Raw genomic sequence first — 25,286 nt, 5'->3', positions numbered from 1 at the left:
TTGTTTATATATTACTGCATTTACCTATATTATTTCAACTATTCTATACTTTTATATTTCATATCTAGCATTTAAAATATACTGATGTTTGAATGAACCATTTTTTTATTATTTACATAGTATGTAGAAGGTCATAAGACCTAAAAAAAGGAGGAATTACTTTTGGAAAATAATCAAATTCTTCACCCTTGCGATAATTGTGGTGAAATTATCAGTTCAAAAACATTGCCTTTAAGCAGTGGAATTAATATTACACCAGTTGGCATTAATGGCCCCCTAGTAGCTAAAATCCCTGTAGTTCTCGGCGAAAGAGAAATTCAAATAGATGTCGAAGCTGAGTTTAGATTGAACGAACCATTCTATGAAATTAAAAGAATAAAGAAAAATGTATATTTAACTCAATGCAAATTACTTCCAAGGTCAGGAGTAATTGAAAATGGTGTTCTTAGATCCGGAAAATTATTTATAAGTGGATTTGTAAGGAAAAATATAGAATATGCTACCGCTGACTGCATCGAAGATAAAGTTGTAAGTGGTAGAATAGCTCATACAACAATAGATGTCAAATTTACAACCGTAACAGAAGTTCAATATGTTGTACCACCAATAGTTAATGTTCGCAGGGCTCAAACTGAAATAGATTTATTAAGTAGTTGTGTGTGCCATGACGACTGCAAAGAAACTCTTATTGGAAAATCAGCATGTGAGCAATCTTTTGAAGATAATATAACTTTTACTGAAAGCCCATACTGTGAATTAGAAGGAGTAAGAATTTTTGAAGACGATATGAATACAGACCCTATATACCATAAAACTAATTCAAAAGTACAACTTTACAATAAAGTAATTGAAAAAATGGTTGTATATGTAAGAGTTAAAGTATTACAATTACAACAGGTAAATATACCATATGATGATCCAGTTAACCCCATTTGCACTACGAGTAAATATTCCGATTTCTGCGAGTAAATATTTCACTATAGACATTTAGATATAGCCGTTCTTCTAAAGAAGATATTTTCCTTTAGAATAACGGTTATTTATATATTTAAAGTAACACTTTCTTTATTTTCTACATAGTATGTAGAAGGTCATAAGACCTGAAAAAAAGGAGGAATTACTTTTGGAAAATAATCAAACTCTTCACCCTTGCGATAACTGTGGTGAAGTTATTAGTTCAAAAACATTACCTTTAAGCAGTGGAACTACTATCAGACCAGTTGGCATTAATGGCCCTCTAGTAGCTAAAATTCCTGTAGTTCTCGGCGAAAGGGAAATTCAAATAGATGTCGAAGCTGAGTTTAAATTGAACGAACCATTCTATGAAATTAAAAGAATAAAGAAAAATGTATATTTAACTCAATGCAAGTTACTTCCAAGATCAGGAGTAATTGAAAATGGCATTCTAAGATCTGGTAAATTATTTATAAGTGGATTTGTAAGAAAAAATATAGAATATGCTACTGCTGACTGTATCGAAGATAAAATTGTAAGTGGTAGAATAGCTCATACAACCGTAGATGTCAAATTTACAACTGTAACAGAAGTTCAATATGTTGTACCACCAGTAGTTAACGTTCGCAGGGCTCAAACTGAAATAGATTTATTAAGTAGTTGTGTGTGCCATGACGACTGCAAAGAAACTCTTATTGGAAAATCAGCATGTGAGCAATCTTTTGAAGATAATATAACTTTTACTGAAAGCCCATACTGTGAATTAGAAGGAGTAAGAATTTTTGAGGACGATATGAATACAGATCCTATGTACCATAAAACTAATTCAAATGTAAAACTTTATAATAAAGTAATTGAAAAAATGGTCGTATATGTTAGAGTTAAAGTATTACAATTGCAACAAGTGAATATTCCGCTATAGACATTTAGATATAACCGTTCTTCTAAAATAATATAATTCTTTAGAAGAACGGTTATTTATATATAATTAATATAATACGTATTCCATATTCAATAATATTTAATTACATAAGGCATATGAAATAAAATAACTCTACAGTATGCTATCTAGCCCGTTTTATTTAATATTTCTGACCCTTATAATAAAGGAGCATTTTTGAATGAAGGAAAAAAATAACTGTGATAAATCAAGGCTGATGAAGTTACTTATTGTTTTGAATATGTTGCAACGACCAAATTGTTTTATAGTTTTTAATGAATCATCTAAAAAAGTCTCAACAAATGTTAAGCACAAAAATAATTTATGCTTACAAGAAAATGCAAAAGATAGAATGAATTTAGAATATATACTTCCTATTAAACAAGTAATTATTGAAAAACACTCAGATTTTACACCTCCTCTTAAACAAGTAATTATTGAAGATGACTCAGATTTTATACCTCCTCTTAAACATGTAATTATTGAAGATGACTCAGATTTTATACCGCCTCTTAAACAAGTAAATATTGAAGGTGACTCAGATTTCATACCTCCTCTTAAACAAGTGAACATTGAAGGTGACTCAGATTTTATACCTCCTATTAAACAAGTAAATATTGAAGGTGACTCAGATTTTATACCTCCTCTTAAACAAGTGAACATTGAAGGTGACTCAGATTTTATACCTCCTCTTAAACAAGTGAACATTGAAGGTGACTCAGATTTTATACCTCCTCTTAAACAAGTAAATATTGAAGATGACTCAGATTTTATACCGCCTCTTAAACATGTAAATATTGAAGATGACTCAGATTCTATACCTCCTATTTGCGATAAATTAATTATGTCAAAACTGCTTGTTATTTTAAAACTCTTACAACAATCATCTTATAATGAAGGTATTGATAAGATATTTAAAAACAGGTTAACAAATATTAAGCATAAAAATAATTTAAGTGTACAAAAAAATACAAAAGAAAAAATTACTACAAAATTTATACTTCCTACACGCAAATTAATTATTAAAACTGATACAGACTGTATAAAAAAAGAAGGTGAAATTAATACTACAACTCCCGATTGTATTTATGATATCCGTGGAAGTATAAATACTAACCCCAGTAAAAAATTAGTATCAACCTTCCCCCTCATAATTGCAGAAAAAACCATAGATATTCCTATTGAATCAACATTTAGATTAAAAAACGCTGCCTTAGATATAAAAAACATGAAAAAAGACGTATACTTAACTAATAGTAAGCTTATACCTTTGTATAAAAAAGATGATATTTCTCCCTCCTTAAATGGAAAACTTTTTTTAGAAGGTTTTGTTAGAAACAAGGTAGATTTTTCTATAGCAAAAGGTATTCATGATAGTATAATTAATTTAGATACTGAATCTCTTATAACTTATATCCCTTTTAAATGCACTACTTTGATCCAGTATAAAGTCCCCCCCATTTTCTCTAAGCAAAATCCTCTAGATTATATACCTATTTATGTCTCATTAGATTGTTTAGATGTTAATAAAGGTTATGGTGATTATTTATACAAAAAAAATATAGAATGTGATAGATATATAGATTGCAGTGTTCCACCTATAAATTGCGAAATAGAAAAAGCTAAAATTTATGAAACATATACTCTTGTTGATAAAACGCCCTTTAATAAAGACTTTCCTATAGAAATCAATTTTAATACTATCAAAGAAAACATAATAATAAATCTTTCATTAACATTACTTCAAGAACAAGATGTAGCCATAAACTATAAAAAAACTAAATAGATAATTTATAGTAATGTTTAAATAAAAAAACATGGCAAAACTGTTATATGTTGATTAAATTTTATTTTACTCTCCTAATAAACTTCATTTCACAATTTACTCTATTATACTAGATCATATTCTCTAAAAACCTTAAACAGTAAAACCCCCAAGGTAGCGAGGCCGCTGAAAAAAGCACTCTTTATTTAGTAGAGTTTTCAAGCTTGAATAGAAAAAGCATGAGATGTCCATATTTTGGATATATCATGCTTTTTATTTTATAATTAAGTTTTAAAAGCCCTATTTCCTGCTTTTCAACTTAATTATTCTCTTTAGATTCACAGTGAAGATTGATAATGCACCTTGCATTTGCATGCTAATTAAGCCTGACGATATTGCTACATCATAGCTATGTTGGTGCTTAAGTTCACTGTTTTTAGCCTCTATCATATAACGTTCCCTAGCTCGTTTTTTAAAATATTCACTTTTTTCGAACTCTATTTGATCTTTGTGAGTATTTGACTTTATTGAAACTGAATAAGTTTTAGATTTAGCGCCTTCTTTATAACACCCATCTTTATGAACACAATTTTTACACTTTTCTACATTAAAATAGTAGGTTAGCACTTGATTTTTACCAACATTCTTCTTTCCCTGTTTTGCTTTTTTAATAGCCATATGACCTGCCGGACATACAAATAAACCAGCATCTTTATTAAACTCAAATTCATCTTCTTTTTTTCGCATTCCTTGTGAAATTACAGGATTTAGTCTTGAAATTAATGCAATTTTATTTTCTTTTGTATATTCTAGGTTTTTCTTTTCAGAATAAGCTGTATCTCCAATTACTTCATTTACATCTATACCAGCCTCACGGCTTTTTTCTATTAAGGTTATGAGCTCCTTTCCATCACTTTTTTCGCCAGTTGTAATAACAGCTGCTGTAATTAAACGTTCTTCACTCATAGCAAGGTGTGATTTATATCCAAAAAAAGAACTATCCTCAGTTTTATGCCCCACTTTTGCATCCTCATCTTTTGATATTTTTAGATTTTCTAAGTCATCATTAATAGCTTCCATTAAGTAGTTTAATTTAGTTTTCACAGCTGGATTTGCTGCAGTTTCTGGCTTCTCGTTTATGGTATCAATTAATAATTTGCAGTACTCAAGAATATCTTCAAGTACTCCAGTTGTAACTTTATTAGGTAACTCTTCTTTAATACCAGGATGTACTCCGTACAATGTTTTTCTTAAGTTTTTTGCACGTTTCAATAATTCCTCGCTTGCTGACTTTTGGTTATAACGTGACTTGGTATGCGTAGCATCAACTATTATTGCTTTACTTTTTAAAACTCCCTCTTTTATAGCAAGTTCTACAGTCTTGTTTATTAATAAATCCAATAAATTCATGTCTTTAAGGCGAAGCTTTCTAAATTTAGTTAGTGTACTTGAGTTTATTAAATTTGTTTCTTCTGGGGCTAAATTTAGAAAATATTTAAAGGACATGTCATAAAGAGTTCTTTCAACAACATCTTCATCAGACAATTCATATATTACTTTCAAAAGTAAATATTTAAATAGCATTATGGGGTTAATAGCACCTCTACCCATAGATGAACTATAGTTAATCATCAATTCGTCATAAACAAATGAAAAGTCAACAAGGTCATTAATTTGCTTTAAAATGTTATCTTTCGGAATAATTAACGAATATAAGCTATGGTATGTATTTATTTTTATTTCCAATTGTCCTTTTAGCATAATAGTTTAGCCCCTTTTATTTTATTCTACTATACTAATTCGACATATCTTTTAAAATTCCTTTTTGTTTTTTAGTCTTTTATATAAAAAAATCGCCATCTTTAATTAGATGACGATTTTTCATATAGTTTTTCAGTGGCCTCAAGGTAGCTTGGGGTTTTTTACTATTATTATACTCCCTTTCCAAATGTACAATCAGGATACCTACATTCCTCACACTCCATACAAAGTCCCCCATGACCATATGCTGCTATATCAGCAAAACTCAATTTTTCCTTTGCGAGTACCCTTGGTAATACCAAATCAAATATAGTTCTCTTAGAGTACATTACACATCCCGGAAGTCCTAAGATTGGAATATTTCCTTTATAAGCTAGCAAGAACATTGCACCTGGAAGCACGGGTGATCCATATGTTACAATTTCTGCCCCTGTATTTTGAATTGCTACAGGGGTAACGTCATCAGGATCTACTGACATTCCGCCAGTACAGATTACCATTCCAGCCCCCTGCTCTATCCATGCGTCTACAGCCTCCGTTATCTTATTCTCATCATCTGAAAGTATAGTTTGTCCAAGTATTTCACAACCATATTCCGTAACTTTGCTTCTTATTACAGCACCAAACGCATCCTTTATTCTGCCATGATATACTTCACTGCCTGTAGTAACAATTCCTACTTTCATTGGTGCATACGGTATTATGCTTACAATTTTCGCATCGCCGATTAAATCCTCTGCTTTTTTTATCTTATCCTCCTCAATTACAAGTGGAATAACTCTTGTTCCCGCTACCTTCTGTCCCTTTTTTACAGGATAGTTATCATGTAATGTAGCTAAAATTATCTCACCTAATGAATTAAGTCCATATAACAACCTTGTATTAATTATAAGAAGTCCATCGTACTCTGCTATAAAATTAATTTTACCTTCTTTTACTTCACTAAATGTAAGTCCTGTTCCTGCTGTAAGGGCTCTCAAACGTTCTGCTGCATCATTTTCATGAAGATATCCTTGTTTCTCGTCCCATACATATATGTTGTCTTTTCCCAATGAAAGTAATAATTGTATATCTTCTTCTTTAATTATATGTCCTTTTTTAAATGCTATATCTTTTACTACTCCTGGAACAATTTGAGTAATATCATGACATAAAACGGATCCAACTGCGTCTCTCACAGGTATTTTTTTTATATCAATCACCTCTAACTCGTATTTTAAAATAAGTTTTATTTAATACCACACTCCACGTGAAAGCATTGCATCCATTAAACAATCTATAGACCTCGATTCTTAAACTTTCTTAAATCCCTTTTAGAATTCTCTTTTCCATACCATTAATCCTCATTCTGAGATGCCATTAAATAAAATACTGCTTCTAATACTCCGCCTGCTATATTTCTTGCTTTATCAGAAATAGTATAACAATTCATTTTTTCTGACACCCTCGGATCGATATCCGCAATCTTAAATCCCTCTTTTACAGTACTTCCACTACGTATAATTCCTCTTAACAGTCCTGATATTGTTGCTTTTATTGGTGTCTCTCCTATATAGGCAATAACTTCATCTTTTTCAACCACAGCACCAATATCTAGAACATCCTTCATTACTCCAGCGCATATCGAATGTATAACTCTTTCTTTAGAGTACCCCCTAATATTTCCTGGAACTCCTGTGTTTACCGCAGCTTGTCCACTAAAAATAAGTCTACCTAGATTGTGCCCTCTAGCCGTCTCTATTACAACATCTACATCTTTACCTGCTGTAAATCCTGGACCAACAGCAATAGTTATATCTGCCATATCCTTTGTTGTTCCCATATTTTTCTTAGCAATAATAGCATCAATTACAATTTTAGGCTTTATTTCTTTAATATATTTTCCTTCTTCATCTATAATTACTGGAACTTTTTTATTGCTCCAAGCATTTTCTATTTCACTTAAACTGAATACATGTACAGCCCTAATTCCTTCTACCTCTACTTCTCTTTCATATACCACTTCACTAAAAGAAATCTTCCGTCTAATAGCAGTCGGTTTTGATGCTTCTAGAACTAATACCCTAAATCCACTTCTATGCAATTTTTGAATTGTTCCAGATGCTAAATCTCCTCCGCCACGTACAATGACAATCTCATTAAACATGCTCATTATTCTCCTCTAGTTTTAGAATATACTCATAATCTTCATTAGTATCAATATCAAATAATTTTGTACTATTATGTATTTCTACAAACTTAACTTTCTCTAAATTCTTATTTATTATTATTTTCCCACCAACATCCCCTTCTAACTTCAAAAAGTCTTCCTTAAAGATGTACGGAAATATTACAGGATTCCCATGTCTACCATCACACCTTGGAATAATTATATAAGCTGAATTCTCTTTAAATTCATAGATTAATCCATTTATCGTATCTTTATCTAAAAAAGGTTGGTCCGCCGTAAAAAACATATATCCATCTGTTTCTGTTGTATGTGTTACACCCAATTTAACTGATTCGCTTATTCCTTTAACTGCATTTTCATTTTTAATAACTTTTAAATCATTTCTTTTACCAATTTCTATTATTTCCTCTTCTCTAGCTACAACAATCACCTCTAAAAAGCAACATTGTTTAATTACTTCTATAGTGTGTTCAATTAGCATTTTACCTTTATATTTTAAAATAAGCTTATTTTTCCCCATTCTCCTCGAATACCCTGATGCTAATATTATAGCAGTTACCATTATTATATCACCTACTTTTACCCATAACTACAAATTTAAAACTTAATTTTATTTTTCTTACATAATTTATATGATAAAAAATCCTTCTAATCATATAATACCTTCATGGGATTCTCCAAAATATACGTTAGTTTTTAAACTTCCAATAAATACACTATTTAATAATTTCTTATTCTTTAAATTTATTTCCTTAACTAACAACCTGGCTAATATTAAATGATGGGGGTCTTCTATTTTATTTATGTATAGTATTTTTTCTCCTTGTGCTCCTTTGAACAACCCCTTAGGATGAAATATTAGCTTAGATAGGTGTTCAATTTTAACAGTTCCTTCCTCTTTTACCCCCGTTATTTCACAATATATCTTACTTCTATGAATATTGCTCTCATTAATTAGAATACCACATGACTGTATATCTATAATTCCTACAGTTTTTGTAGTTTTTCCGTATATAACTGGTTCAAATTCATTCCACCCTTTTAGCTGTTTTTCCTTTGCCCCATCTGCCTCTATTAGTATATAGTCAAAATGTGGTACTAACTCATCTAATTCTTTTGTGCTTAGCCCCAATATTTTATTTTCTCCATTTACAGCTAATCCTAAAATATAAATTCCATTTTTATTCATAGTAATATACCTTGGAATTATTTCTTTATCAGTGCATATAAAGTCATACTTATCATCTAATGGAATGTATATCTTAGTGGTTGTAGTTACTAAGACCCTATTATTCGCTCTCAGCTCTTCTGCAAGCTTAAACATCATTGTGGTTTTCCCACCTGCACCTACAAAAGATATAATGTCTTTTTTCTTCAATTCCATATAATTACTCAGCTTCATGATATCACCTACTTATTTTTTCTTACTGTATGGCGTATTCCAAATAGGTAGCTTTGTTCTAAGCTCTCCATCATAGTTATAATACGCACCAGCCACAGCAGGCGCAGTTGGTATTGAACATATCTCACCTATTCCCTTTGCTCCATATGCAAGATTCATATTTCCTTTACCTAATATAATAGATTCTATTTTCGGTACCTCCGTTGCTTTAAACAATCCTAGTGTCCCAAATTTTGCAGTTGGTACGCTGCCCCTAAGCGGATAATCCTCTGTTAGAGCATATCCAAGACTCATAACAACACCGCCTTCAATCTGCCCCTCAATACTTTTAGGATTTATAGGAGTACCAACATCATGAACCGCAATAACCTTCAAAAGTTTACCCTCATCATTCAAAATAACTACCTGTGTAGCATAGCCATAAGCTACATGACTTACAGGGTTTTGTTTAATTGAGCTCATTTTATCAGTTATCCCTTTAAATTCTCCATAAAATTCTTGCCCATCTAAGTTTTCTAATGTTTGATAAGTTAATGCATCAAGAAGTTCTCTAGCTGCTCTTTTTACTGCCTCACCTGTGAATAATGTTTGGCGTGAAGCTGTTGTATTCCCAGAATCAGGGCAAGTCAAAGTATCTGGCGCTGCATGTACCACTTTATCCGATGACATATTAAGGGTTTCACAAACTATTTGCGTTAATATAGTCCCAAGCCCTTGTCCAATACAAGCCGCACTGGTATGAATATATACGCTACCATCCTTTATAACCAGCGTGCAACGTCCAATATCAGGGATTCCGACTCCTAGTCCACTGTTTTTAATAGAACAAGCTATTCCTGCTTTAGGATTTTGCTTGCATATTTCTTTCACTGCTTCCAAAGTTTCAACAATAGATGTTGATGAATCTGCAATTTGACCATTAGGAAGTACTTGGCCTGGTCTAATTGCGTTTCTATATCTTATTTCAAAGGGAGTTATTGAAGCCAAATGCGCAAGCTGATTTAAATTGCTTTCTATTGCAAAACAGCTCTGTGTTACCCCAAACCCTCTAAATGCACCAGCTGGTGGATTATTTGTATATACTGCTTTCCCAATTATATCAATATTATGATAATTATACGGTCCTGCTGCATGGGTGCATGCTCTTTGCAGCACAGGTCCCCCCAGCGACGCATATGCTCCTGTATCAGCTATTATGATAGCTTTCATAGCAATCAAATATCCATTTTCATCACACGCAGTTGTAACCTCCATCTCCATAGCATGACGTTTGGGATGTATCATCATGCTTTCCCTGCGACTTAATGCAACCTTCACAGGTTTGTTACATAAATAAGCAAGAATTGATGCATGGTGTTGAACGCTCATATCTTCTTTTCCACCAAAACCACCACCAACTATTTTACTTACAACCCTTACTTTACTTTGATCAATCCCTAAAGCTTCTGCACATTCCTTCCTTGTTTGATAAATACCTTGGTCACCGCAATATATTATTATTCCATCATTACCATCTGGCGCAGCTACTGCCGTTTCGGTTTCTAAAAAAGCATGTTCTGTAAATGGCGTGCTGTATTTATTTGTTACGCTGTATTTCGAACTTTTTATATATTTATCTGCATTACCAAATACCATGCTTTCAGTTACTAATAAATTACCGCTTGCATGTACTTGAGGCGCACCTCCCTTCAGTGCATCTTCCGGACATGTAACCGGTGTTAATTCTTCAAAATCAATTTTAACTAAAGATCTAGCTTTTTCTAGTATTTCTTTCGTTCGGGCAGCTATTAGAACTATAGCATCTCCTATGCAGTGAGTTATCTTTCCCATTGGTATTAATACATCCCAATCCTTTATAATATGACCAACTTTTGGGCTTCCAGGAAGCTCATCCGCTGTAATTACTAAATAAACACCTTGTAGTCTTTTAGCTTCACTAATATCTATACTTTTTACTAAGGCGCGTGGATATTTAGTTCTAACCGCTCCACCATAAATCATACCTTCTATACGCATATCATCTACATATTCTGCTGTGCCAAGCACTTTGTTTACAGCATCAATTCTATTTAAATTCTCTCCTATTAAACCTTTACAAGTAGATTTAGGCACCCCTGTATTTTCTCGTAATAGTTTAGCCGCCAGCTTCACAGCTTTAATTATTTTCACATATCCCGTGCAGCGGCAGATGTTATTTTTCAAAGCATTTCTTATTCCGACCTCAGTTGGATTTTCTACCTTATCAATAAGACTCTTTGCACTTATGACCATTCCCGGAGTACAAAAACCACACTGTACTGCTCCTGCTTCCATAAAAGCATGTCCATATACATCTTTTTCTCTATCCGAAAGGCCTTCAACCGTTATAATATTTTTATCTACAAGCTTGCTTGTTTTTAATATACATGCTTTTTTTGCCTCGCCGTTTACTAAAACCATACATGTTCCACAGGCACCCTCAGAGCAACCATTTTTAACTGATGTTAAATTCAAATCTTCCCTTAAGAATGTAATTAACTTTTTATCTTCCTTAGCCCTAACTTTATTCCCATTTACAACAAAGTTAAACATTACAGCCACCCCGTTTTATATATTGCCCAAAATTCTGCTTTATAATATTTCCATTCTCCAGAATCTGTGTCCCTCTTAGAAAAACATGCTTAGCTGATCCTACAGTTCTAAATCCTTCAAAAGGTGTATAATCTACATTTTGTGTTTGATTATCTTTAGATATAATTCCTTGATTTTTTATATCCCATATAACTATATCCGCATCACTTCCAACTTGTAATGCGCCCTTTCTAGGATACATTCCAAAAATCTTTGCAATATTTTCACTAAGCATAGAACACATTTGTTCTTTACTTATTCTACCTTTATCTACTCCATATGTGTACATAAGGATTGGTCTATGTTCAACCCCTGGTATACCATTGGGTATTTTACTAAAATCGTTTATGCCATGATCTTTTTGACCTTTAAAATTAAAACTACAGTGATCTGTTCCAATTGTATCAATATCTTCCTTTGATAAAGCTTGCCATAATCTTTCTAGATCATCTTTTTTTCTTAAAGGTGGTGACATAACATACTTAGCACTTTCAAAATCCTCTGATAAATATGAACTATCTTCTAAAAGCAGATATTGAGGGCATGTTTCTACATATACCTTTTGTCCTCTTTTTCGCCCTTTTAATACCTCTTCTAAAGCTTCTTTTGTACTTAGATGTACGATATAAATAGGTGCGTCTGCTAAATTTGCAATGTCTATATATCTTGATACTGCTTCTGATTCCACAATATTAGGTCGTGACAGTGGATGGGCAGCCGGAGTCATATTTCCACTATTAAGCTGTTCTTTTATCATAGTATTTACAAGATCCCCATTTTCACAATGAACACAAAGCAAACCATTATATTTTTTCAAACACTTTAAAAGATCATATATCTCTCCATCATTAAGACGCAAATTGTCATAGGCCATATATGCTTTAAATGATGTTATTCCCTGGTCTTTCATTTTTTTAAGTTCATCTTTTATATCTGCATTCCACTGCGTTATTGCCATATGAAAGCCATAATCGCAACTTGAAACACCTTTAGCTAAATTATGCCAATTTATTAGCGCTTCACTTAGAGTTTCTCCTTTGTTTTGCGTTGCAAAATCCAAAATCGTTGTGGTTCCACCTACAATAGCCGCGGCAGTACCTGTTTTAAAATTATCTGCAGTTCTAGTGTATCCTGTATCTAAATCAAAGTGAGTATGAGAATCAATAAATCCTGGAAATACTAAACAACCTGCTGCATCTATAATTTGTGCTTTATCATCTTCTAAATTTTCACCAATATAGGTAATTATTTCATCTTCAATTTTAATATCAGAAATATAGCTTTTTCTAGGAGTTACAATAGTTCCACTTTTTATAATAATTGACATTTAACCCACCTCTTCAATTTTTAAATTATATAACTATAATTCGAAATTACAGCCCAAATCATATTCTCAATGTCTTTAGATATAACTGTATTGCTTTCCTTAAGATTAACTTCTAAAACTTCGCCATCTAATCTAACTTTTACTATTTTTTCATCTTTATTAATTAATACAAATCCCACGTTTTGGCTATTTTCAAAATCAACTTCTGTAGCAAATAGTGTAAATTTTTCTTTATATGGAGCGCTATTATATGGGCAGAACATTTCACAGTTTCCACACTCATTGCACATTTTATCAAGATGAATTATTTGATGCATTTTATTACCTTTTACTTTTATAGTAACATTTGCACGGTTAGGACAGACATCAACACAAGCTTCACATATTGTTGAACACTCAAGACATCTTTCACACTCTTTAGGACCGCGCGTTTCCATTTTGAGTATCCCTTTTTTAGCTGTTGGTGATTCGCTATTTGTGCTTACTTTTGGCAAATTCATTGTCAAATCACAATTTTTCTCTTCTTTAACTACAGCTCTTGCAAATTTTGTTGCATCTGCTATACCCTCAACTACTGTAGCTGGTCCATGTAACCCATCTCCGGCAACATATACTTTTTCAATATTTGTTTCGAGTGTTGTTAAATCTACAATAGCTTGCGCCTTTTCATTTACTTTAATATTATTTTCTTCAAATATCTTAGTATCTATCTTCTCACCAACTGCCGATATAACAATGTCTGCTGGTATATCTACCATACCTCCGCTTGAAACTGGTCTTCGTCTTCCACTTTCATCTGGTTCTCCGAGTTTCATAACCTCACATTTAAGAACACCGTTACTAACTTTTACAGGTGATAATAATTCCTTAAATTCTACCCCTTCTTCAATTGCTAATTGCAATTCTTGGGTATCCGCTGGCATGTATTTTTTAGTTCTACGATATACTACATATACATGTTCTATTCCATCTACTCTTTTAGCTGCTCTAGCTGCATCCATAGCAGTGTTACCGCCACCTACAACTACTACATTTTTACCAATGTTTAATTTTTTATCATTATTCTTTAATCTCTCTAGAAAATCAATTACATTGATTACATTTTCACCTTCAATATTAAGTCTACCTGGTTTCCATGCACCAATCGCAAATAATATATATTTATATCCTTGCTTTTTTAACTCATCTACAGAATTCTGCTCTGAATTCAATTCAATTTTAACTCCCCTGCTACAAACAAGTTCAATGTCCTTTTGAATAGATTTTTCTGGCATTCTAAATCCTGGAATAACATGTTTTACTATTCCTCCTAATGAGTTTCTTTTCTCGAAGATTGTTACATTCACTCCTTCTCTTGCAAGGAAATATGCTGCTGCAAGACCTGTAGTTCCTCCGCCAACAATCGCTACCCGTGCATTGCCTTTTTCTGTTATCTTAAGTTCCTTAATTAAACTTTCATATGCTTTTTCTGCTGCTCGTAATTTTATATTTCTTATATTAACAGATTCATCGCAGAAATTTCTGCTGCATTTACTCATGCAAACATGGCTGCATATTGTTCCTGTAATAAATGGAAGCGGATTTTTTAGAACTATTACCTTTAGTGCTTCAAGATGTTTACCTTCAGAAACAAGACGTATATATTCTGGAATATCTTGTGATATAGGACATCCCTTCTCACATGGTGCAATAAAACAATCAACTAATGGTACTTTTTCATTTATTTTGCGATTAAGAATTGGTTTTATATGCTTTATATGATGAATATCTTTTACTGATTTATCTTTAAGCTCTCTTAATTTTTCATTATCCATAACATACTTATTAGTATATTCTGACTTGTTTAATTTTTCAGCAATTTGAACACATCTTTGATATCCACCAACTTTTAAAAGTGTTGTTGCTATAGTTATAGGCCATATACCCGTTTCAAATATATCATTTATATTGAAAACGTCCGCACCTCCTGAATAAGAGATCTTAAGTTTTCCATCAAATTCTTTTGAAAGCTTATATGCAAGTGCTATTGAAAGAGGATATAGAGATTTTCCTGACATATACATCTCATCGCCTGGTAATTCAGCATTTTTAATCTGAGCTGGAACTGTATTCGTTAATTTAACACCAAATGACAATCCTTTTTTACTTGCCAAATCTTGTAACCCTCTAAACATAGAAGTAGCATCATTAAATTGCAAGTCCTCATTGAAGTGATGTTCATCAAATGAAACATAATCGTATCCCATACTATCTAAAGTTTTACGTACAAATTTATAACCTAATAATGTGGGATTACATTTTACATAGGTATTTAGTCCTTTTTCATTTATTAGGTATGTTGCAATGCGTTCAATTTCATGTGATGGACATCCATGTAATGTTGATAATGTTATCGATGTACATACCTTAGGTGATATATGCTCAACATATTCTTTGTCAATATTTTGAAATTTATCCATATTTTTAAAGACGTATAACCTGCATTCACTCCATATATCACTTTTAGATGCATCTTTAAGACCCATAATAAATTCACCTATTTTAGGTGAATTTATTCCTTCAAAATCATATCCTACGCTCATATTAAAAATAAATCCATCAGGACTTCCTAGTTCAAGCTCCTTTGATAATATTTTTAGTGCAAACCACGCTTTAACATACTCCGCATATGCCTCTGGAACTCTAAGCTCAGTTGACCACTCTACGTTATAGCACTCATCTTCTGCTTTTATGCATGGCTTTGATACAGGTAAATCTTCACCGTCAAGAGTTTGTACTGTTTTTAATTCAAAAAATCTACACCCAGAAACGTATGCTGCAATTATATTTTGTGCTAGCTGTGTATGTGGACCAGCTGCTGGACCAAAAGGAGTTTCAATTTTTTCTCCAAATATTTCAAGAACCTTATTATCCTGCTTTTTGAAAAATTTGTTTACTCCAAATATCTTGACCTGCTTTTTATTTTCGTAAATTATCCACTCCATTAAGTTTTTAAATGGAATAGGCGTCATTCTATCACCCATAGGTAATGCCCCCTTATTTTTATTTGTTTTTTAACTATTGATTTTATTCCATAATTCATTTGATAATTCTCTTGATTTCGCCATGATTTGTTCAGAATCAACACCGATTATTTCACGGTCCTTCATAAGAACCTTACCATTTATCATTGTAGTTGTTACACATCTCCCATTAATTCCAAATAAAATATGAGCGTTTGCATTATTTGCATTAAATGGCGTTAGTGGATCGTATTCTGCTACTATGATGTCAGCATAAGCTCCTTTTTGTATAACTCCAAGAGGTTTTTCAAAAAATCTATTAGCAATCTTTGCATTGTTTTTAAATGTCATTAAAGGAATTTCACCCCAACCAACAGATGAATTACAGTTATTATGCTTATGCAAAATATTTGCAACCTTCATGGATTCAAACATGTCGCTTGTATATCCATCAGTTCCAAGCCCTACAATCAATTCTTTTTTTACAAACTCTAGCACAGGTGTACATCCTACAGCGTTACCCATATTAGATTCTGGGTTATGAACTACCATTGTATCTGTTTCTTTTAATAAATCCATTTCAGCAGGATTTATGTGTATACAGTGAACAGCAATAGTTTTTTCACCCAAAATATCAAGATCAAATAAACGATTTACTATTCTTTTATTATATTTTTTTAAAGAATCATATACATCCTCTATACCTTCTGCTGTGTGCACATGATAACCAGCACCATACGGCGTATTTCGGGCGCAATATTCAAGAGTTTTATTACTTAATGTAAAAGATGCATGAAGTCCCATCATACCCTTTTGCATATCAGAGGAATCCTTTTTAGCTGCATTCATAAATTCAACATTTTCTTTTACAGCTTGTCTCATTTTTCCCTCTCCATCTCTATCAGAAACTTCATAACATAAAGATGTACGAATTCCTAGCTTTTTAGCAACACCCGATATTTGAAATAAACTTCCTTCAATACTACCGTAACTTGCATGATGGTCAAAAACAGTTGTAACCCCATTTCTTATACAATCTAAGTACGTTTCATATGCACTATATTTTGTATCTTCGAGTGTTAATAATCTATCTATTTTCCACCACATTCCAGAAAGAATATCTAAAAAGCTTTTAGGGTTATTCCCTTTAATAGAAAGACCACGGGCAAATGCACTATATATGTGATGATGAGTATTAATCATTCCTGGCATAATTAAACCTTTTTTAGCATCAATAAACTCAGCGCCCTCATACTTTTTCTTCATTTGCTCTGTGGTTCCGATGTTCACTATAATATTAGCATCAATACATACACAACCATCCTCAATAAATGTATTGTCATTATCTCTAGTCAATAACCTACCATTGCCTATTAAAATCATAATATCCCTCCTGTAATATATTTTCAAAATGATATGCAATTAATTGATTGTTCTCATTGTTTTTACTATTCCAAATTTATTCTACCATTTTTTTCCGACTTTAGTCAATTTGTTATTTTAATTTTTTTGTAAACTTAAAAAATTTTTGTAATTTTTGTTGATTTATAAAAAAAATACTGATATACTGAATTTATAAAATATTTGTAAAATTTTAATAATTATTACTTATTATATAACTGATTGAGAGGTTTATTATGGATATTAACAGTAATTTAGATTTTTTAAAAAAATTAGCCAAAGGCATTTCATCCCAATTTGGGCGAAATTGTGAAGTGGTTATACATGACTTATCTTCCGGTAATCCAGATTACCCAATTCTCTTTATTGAGAATGGCGATGTTACAAAGAGAACAACAAGCACCAGTAGTGCTTCTCGCGTTGTATTAAATGCTTTGAAAAGTAATTGTGAACAAATTGAAGATAATTTAAACTATATTACCAAAACTCATGATGGCAGGGTTTTAAAATCAAGTACTATATATATACGAAATGATGAAAACATTCCTGTTGGTATATTTTCTATTAACTATGATATTACTGAACTAACTATGGCTAGTAATTGTATAGAATCCTTGATTAGTCATAAAGAGAATATTTACGACGGGAATAAAATTCCTCAAAATGTAAATCAACTACTAGATGATTTATTAGAGGAATCTGTAAAAAAAATAAATAAACCAGTTGCTTTAATGAGTAAAGACGAAAAGATACAAGCTATTCAATATCTTAATGATGCCGGCGCTTTCCTAATCACTAAAGCAGGCGATAAAATAGCAAGTTTTTTCGGAATTTCAAAGTATTCAATCTACAATTATGTAGATATAAAAAAATAAATTTTCCGGAGGTTTTGTTATGAATAAAATAAAATGGGTACGGAATGATCTCACTAAAAACAGTAATAAAATGTTAAATATAATGTCCCTTGAAAAAATTGATAAGGCATCTTCTTTCCATAAAAGCTTCCCACAGTATAGTCAAACACCCTTAGCTAAACTAGATAATATGGCTAGATTCCTTGGCCTTAAAAATCTGTATGTAAAAGATGAGTCTTATAGATTTGGCTTAAATGCTTTTAAGGTCTTAGGTGGTTCTTTTGCTATAGGTCGTTACATTGCAAAAAAATTAGGCAAAGATATATCAACTCTTCATTATAATACTATTACATCAAAAGAACTTCTTAAAGAATTCGGACAAACAACTTTCTTCACAGCAACTGATGGAAATCATGGAAGAGGTCTTGCTTGGTCTGCTAACAAGTTAAGCCAAAAATGTGTTGTTTTTATGCCAAAAGGCTCATCAGAAACTAGACTAAGGAACATTCAAAATGAAGGTGCTACAGCTACAATCGAAAATGCAAATTATGACGAGTGCGTCCGCATCGCAATAGCCGAGTCAGCAAAAACTCCTAATTCTGTAGTTGTTCAAGATACTGCATGGGAAGGTTATGAAGAAATACCTTCTTGGATTATGCAAGGTTATGGAACAATGGCAATGGAAGCTAATGAGCAGCTTCATGATGATAACTGTGATGCACCAACTCATATTTTTCTACAAGCTGGTGTGGGTTCTCTTGCTGGTGCAGTTCAAGGCTATTTTGCAAATGCTTATCCTGAAAATGCACCAATAGTTACTATAGTAGAGCCGAATAAAGCAGATTGTATATTCCGCTCAGCATCAGCAAAAGATGGAAATATAAGAATTGTTACTGATGATATGCAAACAATCATGGCAGGCCTTGCATGTGGTGAACCAAACACAATATCATGGGATATTTTAAAAAATAATAGTTCATTCTTTGTATCTTGCCCAGATAATATTTCTGCTAAAGGAATGAGACTACTTGCTGCACCTATTAAGGGAGATCCTACGGTTACTTCTGGTGAATCTGGCGCTGTAACAATGGGTATTCTCTTTAATATAATGAAAAATAATGATTTAAAAGATTTAAAAGAGGCTCTAAAACTTGATGAAAATTCAAAAGTACTCTTATTCTCAACAGAGGGAGATACTGACCCAGATGTTTATCGTAATATTGTATGGGATGGTAATTATTCATCATTATAATGCATATCACTTTAGCTAGAAATTTAATATTTATTCAAATTTAAGGGGGAATAAAAAATGGATTTTAATAGTATTAAGGAAAAAGCAGAGGGCTATAAAGTTCCAATGACAAAGTTCTTACGTGATTTAATAGCTATACCAGGTGAAAGTTCAGGAGAGGGAGGCGTTATAAGACGAATCGCCGCGGAAATGGAGTCCCTTGGTTTTGAAAAAGTAGAAATTGATAAGATGGGAAATATTTTAGGTTACATGGGATCCGGTAAAACTCTTATAGCTTATGATGCCCACATTGATACTGTTGGGCTTGGTGAATTAAGTAACTGGACATTTGATCCATACATTGGTTATGAAAATGATGAAGAAATTGGTGGACGTGGTTCCTCAGATCAACTTGGTGGTATAGTTTCTGCTACTTATGGTGCAAAAATCATGAAGGATATGGGACTTTTATCTGACAAATACACTGTTTTAGTTACTGGTACAGTTCAAGAAGAAGACTGTGATGGATTATGTTGGCAATATATTCATAATGAAGATAAGATAAAACCTGAATTCGTTGTTATAACAGAACCTACAAACGGAAATATATATAGAGGTCATCGTGGTCGTATGGAAATACGTGTTGAAGTTAAGGGAGTATCTTGCCATGGTTCAGCTCCAGAGCGTGGTGATAATGCTATATATAAAATGGCTGATATTCTTCAAGAAATTAGAGGTCTTAACGATAATTTGCATTATGATGAGTTCCTCGGTAAAGGAACTGTTACTGTTTCTGAGATATTCTTTAATTCTCCATCGCGTTGTGCTGTTGCTGATATGTGTGCAATTTCACTTGATCGTCGTTTAACAGATGGTGAAACTTTTGAAATAGCTCTTGAACAAGTTCGTACGCTGCCTTTTGCTAAAAAATATAAAGCTGAAGTAACAATGTACAAATATGAAAAACCAAGCTGGACAAGTCTTGTTTATCCAACTGATTGTTATTTCCCTACATGGGTTCTGCCTGTTGATGCCCCCGCTACAAAAGCAATGGTTGAATCATACGAAGGTATGTATGGAACACCGATTGTTGATAAATGGACCTTCTCTACAAATGGAGTTTCTATAATGGGTAGATACAATATTCCTTGTATTGGTTTTGGACCTGGTAAAGAGGAGGAAGCTCATGCTCCAAATGAAAAAACTTGGAAAGCTGACTTGGTTAAATGTGCTGCTGTATATGCTGCTCTCCCAACGATTTATTGTAAAAATAAATAATATTAAATAATATTAAATAAAAAGGAGTTTTTTAAAATGGCTTTAATGGATAAATACATCAGCAAACTTAACTCCCTAGATTTCAATAATATGTATAATAATGATTTTCTTCTCACATGGGAAAAATCAAAAGATGAACTCGAGTCAGTGTTCACAGTTGCAGAAGCTCTTAAAGAATTAAGAACAAATAACATATCATCAAAGATCTTTGATAGTGGCCTTGGAATTTCACTGTTCCGTGACAATTCAACTCGTACAAGATTTAGCTTTGCTTCTGCTTGTAACCTTCTTGGTCTTGAAGTTCAAGATCTTGATGAAGGAAAATCTCAGGTTGCTCATGGTGAAACAGTAAGAGAAACTGCTAACATGATTTCTTTCATGGCAGATGTTATAGGCATCCGTGATGATATGTATATTGGAAAAGGTAATGCTTATATGCGTAAAGTTTCTAAGGCTGTACAAGAAGGTAATGATGAAGGAATTTTAGAACAACGTCCGACACTTGTTAGTTTGCAATGTGATATAGATCACCCTACTCAATGTATGGCTGATGCTCTTCATATTATAAATGAATTTGGTGGCATTGAAAATTTAAAAGGCAAAAAGATCGCTATGTCATGGGCGTATTCTCCATCCTATGGTAAACCACTTTCAGTTCCTCAAGGAGTAATTGGACTTTTAACTCGTTTTGGTATGAACGTTGTTCTTGCACATCCAGAAGGTTACGAAGTTATGAGTGAAGTCGAAGAAATCGCAATAAAAAATGCTGCGAAGTCTGGCGGTTCATTTACAAAAACGAATTCTATGGAAGAAGCATTCAAAGATGCCGACATAGTTTATCCTAAGAGCTGGGCTCCTTTTGTTGCTATGGAAAAACGTACAGATTTATATGCAAAAAATGACCAAGCTGGTATAAATACGCTTGAAAAAGAACTCCTTGCACAAAATGCTGAGCATAAGGATTGGCAGTGTACTGAGGAACTTATGAAAACTACAAAAGATGGGAAAGCACTTTATCTTCACTGTTTGCCCGCTGATATCTCCGGTGTTAACTGCGTAGTTGGAGAAGTTGATGCTTCTGTATTTGATCGTTACCGCATACCACTTTATAAAGAAGCAAGTTATAAACCTTATACAATAGCTGCTATGATCTTCTTAAGTAAAGTTAAAAATCCACAGGAAGTTTTAGCTACGCTTGAAATAAGCGATAAAGAACGCAAAGTAAAATAACCCAAATTAAATCATGGGGGGAAGTTTTTATGAGTTCTAATCAAAAATCCTTACTATTCCAATATGATGGTAAACCTTCATTTAAAGAAATTATACCACTGGGCCTGCAACACGTTGTTGCTATGATTGTTGGTTGTGTTACACCGGCTCTCATTATTGGTGGTGTTGCAAATCTCACCGCTTCTGACAAAATTTTACTTGTACAATCCTCACTGTTTTTTGCCGGCATAGCAACTTTAATTCAAATTTTCCCACTCGGTAAAGTTATTGGTTCACGATTACCTGTAATTATGGGAGTAAGTTTTGCATATGTTCCAACATTAACGGCTATTACTGGTGAATTTAACATTGCTACTGTTTTTGGAGCCCAAATAATAGGTGGTTTAATTGCTATACTTTTCGGAATGTTTGTGAAAAAACTTTTAGTATTCTTTCCACCGCTTGTTACTGGTACGGTTATATTTAGCATAGGATTATCACTCTACTCAGTCGCTATTATGTATATAGCTGGTGGTGCTGGTTCTCCAACTTTCGGCTCTCCTAAAAATTGGGCTGTTGCCCTAACAACACTTGCTGTTGTAATGTTTTTAAATTATTTTACTAAAGGAACTCTCAAACTAGCATCTATTTTAATAGGTATAATTGTGGGATATGTTATTGCTATGTTTCTTGGAATGGTATCCTTTGATGCGGTGGCTTCAGCTGGATTGTTTCAAGCTCCAAAGCTACTACACTTTGGTATAAGCTTTAATATTACAGCTATAATATCTATGGCTATAATGTATATTGTAAATTCTGTTCAAGCTATAGGTGATTTATCTGCTACAACAAGTGGAGGTATGGATAGAACTCCTACTGACAAAGAGCTTTCTGGTGGTATTATTGGAAACGGATTTTCAAGTATAATTGGTGCTTTCTTTGGTTGTATGCCAACTGCAACATATAGCCAAAATGTAGGTATAGTAATTACAAATAAAGTTATCAATAAGTGGGTATTTGCTTTTGCTTCTTTTGTTGTAATTTTAGCAGGTCTTATTCCTAAATTTGCCTCACTGCTTACAACTATCCCTCAATGTGTTCTTGGTGGAGCAACAATCTCTGTTTTTGCCACAATAACAATGACAGGGGTTAAGATGATTGCTTCAAATAATCTTACAATGAGAAACTCAACGGTTGTAGGCATTGCAGTTGCGTTAGGTCTAGGTATAGTTCAAGTACCCAATGCATTTGCTCTATTCCCAGGATGGTTTATATCTATATTCGGAAAATCATCTATTGTTGTTACAACTATAGTTGCAATAGCATTAAACCTTATCTTACCTAAAGATAAACCTGAAAACATTATTATTACTAATAATAAATCTGAATCAAAAAACATGTAAAAAAGAATTAAGCCACTTTAGTGGCTTTTTAATAAGGTGGTATAAAAATGAATAAGTTTATGAAAATCGCTATAGAAGAAGCTTTGGCCGGAATGGAGAACAATGATGGTGGTCCTTTTGGAGCCGTTATTGTAAGAAATGGTGAAATTATAAGTTCCGCTCATAATCAAGTTATTAAGACCAATGACCCTACTGCACATGCTGAGGTTACAGCCATTAGAAAAGCTTCCAGTACACTTGGTAAATTTGATTTATCAGATTGCGTAATATACTCCTCTTGTGAACCTTGTCCTATGTGTTTCGCAGCAATTCATTGGGCAAAAATAAAAACTCTTTATTATGGTTCAACTAGGCAAGATGCTGCAAACATAGATTTTGATGACCAATATATTTATGATGTAATAAACGGAACTGCAAAGATATTGCAAGTCGAAGTGCTACAAATAGATAGAGAAGAGAGCCTTGAAGCTTTTAAAAAATGGAAAATCAAAACAGATAGGGTTCAATATTAGAAATGAAAAACAAAGCACTTTCATCGCATTGATGGAAGTGCTTTGTTTTTCAAAATTTAATGACATTTCAGAAGGAAAGTCTCCCACTTCTTAACTTTCACAGTTTTTGCAGCGATGCTTTTTAACTTTTTCTACAGCATTCAATATATTCTCATAGCCTGTACAACGACAAAGATTACCTGAAAGTTCTTTTTTAATTTCATCTGTTGTATACTCTTTACTGTCTTCAAGAACAGGTATAGATGCCATAACAGCTCCACATGTACAAAAACCGCATTGGACAGCACCTTCATCAATAAACGCTTCTTGAATATCTGTTATATTTCCATCATCATCCATCAAACCCTCAATTGTACGAATTTCTTTACCCTCTGCCCAAATTGCAAGGTAAATACAAGAATCAAAAGCTTCACCATTTATAAGAACAGTACAAGCCCCACATTCTCCAACCTCACAGCCCTTTTTAACGCTTGTAAGATGAAGATGATTTCTGAGAACATCCGTAAGTGATTCTCTATCATCTATCATAAGTTGTTTAGGTTCATCATTTACTGTGAAATTTAAAATTGTATTAGCCATTGATCATACCTCCCGATAGTCTTATTGATTCCTTTAAAGCCCGTTTACATAATTCGTAAACAAGCTGGAGACGAAAATCTTTAGATGCACGCCAGGAAGTACGTGGATTAACTTCTGTCTTTGCTACTTCTCCAAAAATATTGAACATTTCATCAGATATTTTCATTCCCTTTATAGCTTCTTCAGCTTTTGGACATCTCATAGGAATAGGACCTGCAACCCCAAAGGCAAGATGTACATCGTAAACCACATCTTTTTGCACATTAAGTTTGCAAGTTACACTGCATCCAAGGGTTGCAATATCCATTGCATTACGCATAGAATATTTAATATAATTACCTGTAAAATCCTCATAATTTTCTTTTGTAATATATATAGCCGTAAGTATTTCACCATTTTTTAGACTAACTTTTCCTGGGCCTACATAATACTGCGAAATAGGAATAACTCTCTTCCCATTTGGGCCTTCTATTTCAAGAATAGCATTCAGTGCAAATAACGTCGATGCACTGTCGGCACTTGTAACACCATTTGAAATATTTCCTCCAATTGTGCCAATGTTTCTTAATTGTGGGCCTCCTATTTCATCAACCGCTTCTCCTAAAACAGAAATATATTTTTTAATAATACTGTTTTTGGTTATATGTGAAAAACTCGTAAGAGCGCCTATTTTTATACTACCATTTTCCTCCATCGATACTCCTCTTAGCTGATCTAATCCATAAATACTTATAAGAGAACATCCAGCAAGCTTTCCATGGCGAATCTTAATAAGTACATCACTTCCGCCTGCAATAATTACAGCATCAGGGTCATCTACAAGGTGCTGTATTGCATCTTGAGTTGAAGTTGCACTGTATATTTTTCCGATATCATACATTGTTATGT

20 protein-coding genes are annotated in these 25,286 nt (G+C 32.9%); 9 read left to right on the top strand and 11 right to left on the bottom strand.

Annotated features, from left to right (window positions below):
• Positions 1 to 162 precede the first annotated feature (162 nt).
• From ACWJKS_RS02985 to ACWJKS_RS02975, 3 genes are all read left to right on the top strand, one after another.
• Positions 163 to 969: a CsxC family protein gene (locus ACWJKS_RS02985; protein WP_462960397.1), complete on the top strand. Its 807-nt coding sequence runs from the start codon at positions 163 to 165 to the stop codon at positions 967 to 969.
• A gap of 154 nt (positions 970 to 1,123) precedes the next feature.
• A complete protein-coding gene (locus ACWJKS_RS02980; protein WP_462960396.1) occupies positions 1,124 to 1,876 on the top strand; it encodes a CsxC family protein in 753 nt (250 codons plus the stop codon).
• 199 nt (positions 1,877 to 2,075) lie between these two features.
• Positions 2,076 to 3,680: a DUF7852 domain-containing protein gene (locus ACWJKS_RS02975; protein ID WP_462960395.1), complete on the top strand. Its 1,605-nt coding sequence runs from the start codon at positions 2,076 to 2,078 to the stop codon at positions 3,678 to 3,680.
• Between the two features lie 279 nt (positions 3,681 to 3,959).
• Here ACWJKS_RS02975 and ACWJKS_RS02970 read toward each other — a convergent pair whose 3' ends face one another.
• From ACWJKS_RS02970 to ssnA, 9 genes are all read right to left on the bottom strand, one after another.
• A complete protein-coding gene (locus ACWJKS_RS02970; RefSeq protein WP_462959746.1) occupies positions 3,960 to 5,420 on the bottom strand; it encodes an IS1182 family transposase in 1,461 nt (486 codons plus the stop codon).
• Positions 5,421 to 5,590: 170 nt separating this feature from the next.
• Complete coding sequence (locus ACWJKS_RS02965) at positions 5,591 to 6,613, bottom strand: molybdopterin-binding protein (protein WP_462961042.1); 1,023 nt, start codon at positions 6,611 to 6,613, stop codon at positions 5,591 to 5,593.
• A 143-nt stretch (positions 6,614 to 6,756) separates the two neighbouring features.
• A complete protein-coding gene (yqeB, locus tag ACWJKS_RS02960) occupies positions 6,757 to 7,566 on the bottom strand; it encodes a selenium-dependent molybdenum cofactor biosynthesis protein YqeB (protein WP_462960394.1) in 810 nt (269 codons plus the stop codon).
• Positions 7,559 to 8,152, bottom strand: a complete 594-nt coding sequence (gene mocA, locus ACWJKS_RS02955) for a molybdenum cofactor cytidylyltransferase (RefSeq protein WP_216304261.1) — start codon at positions 8,150 to 8,152, stop codon at positions 7,559 to 7,561. Before mocA ends, yqeB begins: the two co-directional genes overlap by 8 nt.
• A 90-nt stretch (positions 8,153 to 8,242) precedes the next feature.
• On the bottom strand, positions 8,243 to 8,992 hold the full coding sequence (yqeC, locus tag ACWJKS_RS02950) for a selenium cofactor biosynthesis protein YqeC (RefSeq protein ID WP_462960393.1): 750 nt from the start codon (positions 8,990 to 8,992) through the stop codon (positions 8,243 to 8,245).
• A 12-nt stretch (positions 8,993 to 9,004) separates the two neighbouring features.
• A complete protein-coding gene (gene xdh / locus ACWJKS_RS02945) occupies positions 9,005 to 11,563 on the bottom strand; it encodes a selenium-dependent xanthine dehydrogenase (RefSeq protein WP_462960392.1) in 2,559 nt (852 codons plus the stop codon).
• Positions 11,556 to 12,929, bottom strand: a complete 1,374-nt coding sequence (gene hydA / locus ACWJKS_RS02940) for a dihydropyrimidinase (protein ID WP_165412658.1) — start codon at positions 12,927 to 12,929, stop codon at positions 11,556 to 11,558. Before hydA ends, xdh begins: the two co-directional genes overlap by 8 nt.
• A gap of 20 nt (positions 12,930 to 12,949) precedes the next feature.
• The gene (gene ygfK, locus ACWJKS_RS02935; RefSeq protein WP_462960391.1) at positions 12,950 to 15,952 is read right to left on the bottom strand and encodes a putative selenate reductase subunit YgfK; all 3,003 of its coding nucleotides are present in this window, start codon (positions 15,950 to 15,952) and stop codon (positions 12,950 to 12,952) included.
• A 30-nt stretch (positions 15,953 to 15,982) separates the two neighbouring features.
• Positions 15,983 to 17,314 carry a putative aminohydrolase SsnA gene (ssnA, locus tag ACWJKS_RS02930; protein WP_462960390.1) on the bottom strand — a complete coding sequence of 444 codons (1,332 nt, stop codon included), beginning with the start codon at positions 17,312 to 17,314 and terminating at the stop codon, positions 15,983 to 15,985.
• Between the two features lie 254 nt (positions 17,315 to 17,568).
• Between ssnA and ACWJKS_RS02925 the strand changes: the two genes are divergently transcribed.
• The 6 genes from ACWJKS_RS02925 to ACWJKS_RS02900 are packed head-to-tail and all read left to right on the top strand — an operon-like array spanning position 17,569 to position 23,819.
• Positions 17,569 to 18,207 carry a helix-turn-helix transcriptional regulator gene (locus ACWJKS_RS02925; RefSeq protein WP_462960389.1) on the top strand — a complete coding sequence of 213 codons (639 nt, stop codon included), beginning with the start codon at positions 17,569 to 17,571 and terminating at the stop codon, positions 18,205 to 18,207.
• Between the two features lie 19 nt (positions 18,208 to 18,226).
• Entirely contained in the window at positions 18,227 to 19,438 is a 1,212-nt protein-coding gene (gene dpaL, locus ACWJKS_RS02920; protein WP_462960388.1) for a diaminopropionate ammonia-lyase, read from the top strand.
• A 57-nt stretch (positions 19,439 to 19,495) separates the two neighbouring features.
• Positions 19,496 to 20,695, top strand: coding sequence for a YgeY family selenium metabolism-linked hydrolase (locus ACWJKS_RS02915; RefSeq protein ID WP_165412653.1), 1,200 nt, complete (start codon positions 19,496 to 19,498; stop codon positions 20,693 to 20,695).
• Between the two features lie 36 nt (positions 20,696 to 20,731).
• Entirely contained in the window at positions 20,732 to 21,925 is a 1,194-nt protein-coding gene (ygeW, locus tag ACWJKS_RS02910; protein WP_462960387.1) for a knotted carbamoyltransferase YgeW, read from the top strand.
• Between the two features lie 29 nt (positions 21,926 to 21,954).
• Entirely contained in the window at positions 21,955 to 23,307 is a 1,353-nt protein-coding gene (locus tag ACWJKS_RS02905) for a uracil-xanthine permease family protein (protein ID WP_165412651.1), read from the top strand.
• A 47-nt stretch (positions 23,308 to 23,354) separates the two neighbouring features.
• Complete coding sequence (locus tag ACWJKS_RS02900; RefSeq protein WP_165412650.1) at positions 23,355 to 23,819, top strand: nucleoside deaminase; 465 nt, start codon at positions 23,355 to 23,357, stop codon at positions 23,817 to 23,819.
• Between the two features lie 90 nt (positions 23,820 to 23,909).
• Here the strand turns inward: ACWJKS_RS02900 and xdhC are convergent, their stop codons facing one another.
• Both xdhC and xdhB read right to left on the bottom strand, forming a co-directional pair.
• Complete coding sequence (xdhC, locus tag ACWJKS_RS02895) at positions 23,910 to 24,398, bottom strand: xanthine dehydrogenase subunit XdhC (protein ID WP_165412649.1); 489 nt, start codon at positions 24,396 to 24,398, stop codon at positions 23,910 to 23,912.
• Positions 24,391 to 25,278, bottom strand: coding sequence for a xanthine dehydrogenase subunit XdhB (xdhB, locus tag ACWJKS_RS02890; protein WP_462960384.1), 888 nt, complete (start codon positions 25,276 to 25,278; stop codon positions 24,391 to 24,393). Before xdhB ends, xdhC begins: the two co-directional genes overlap by 8 nt.
• Positions 25,279 to 25,286: the final 8 nt, after the last annotated feature.

Source organism: Clostridium sp. CM038 (assembly GCF_055081105.1).
The sequence above is the reverse complement of the archived record's forward strand: the minus strand, read 5'-3'. Positions and strand labels throughout refer to the sequence as shown.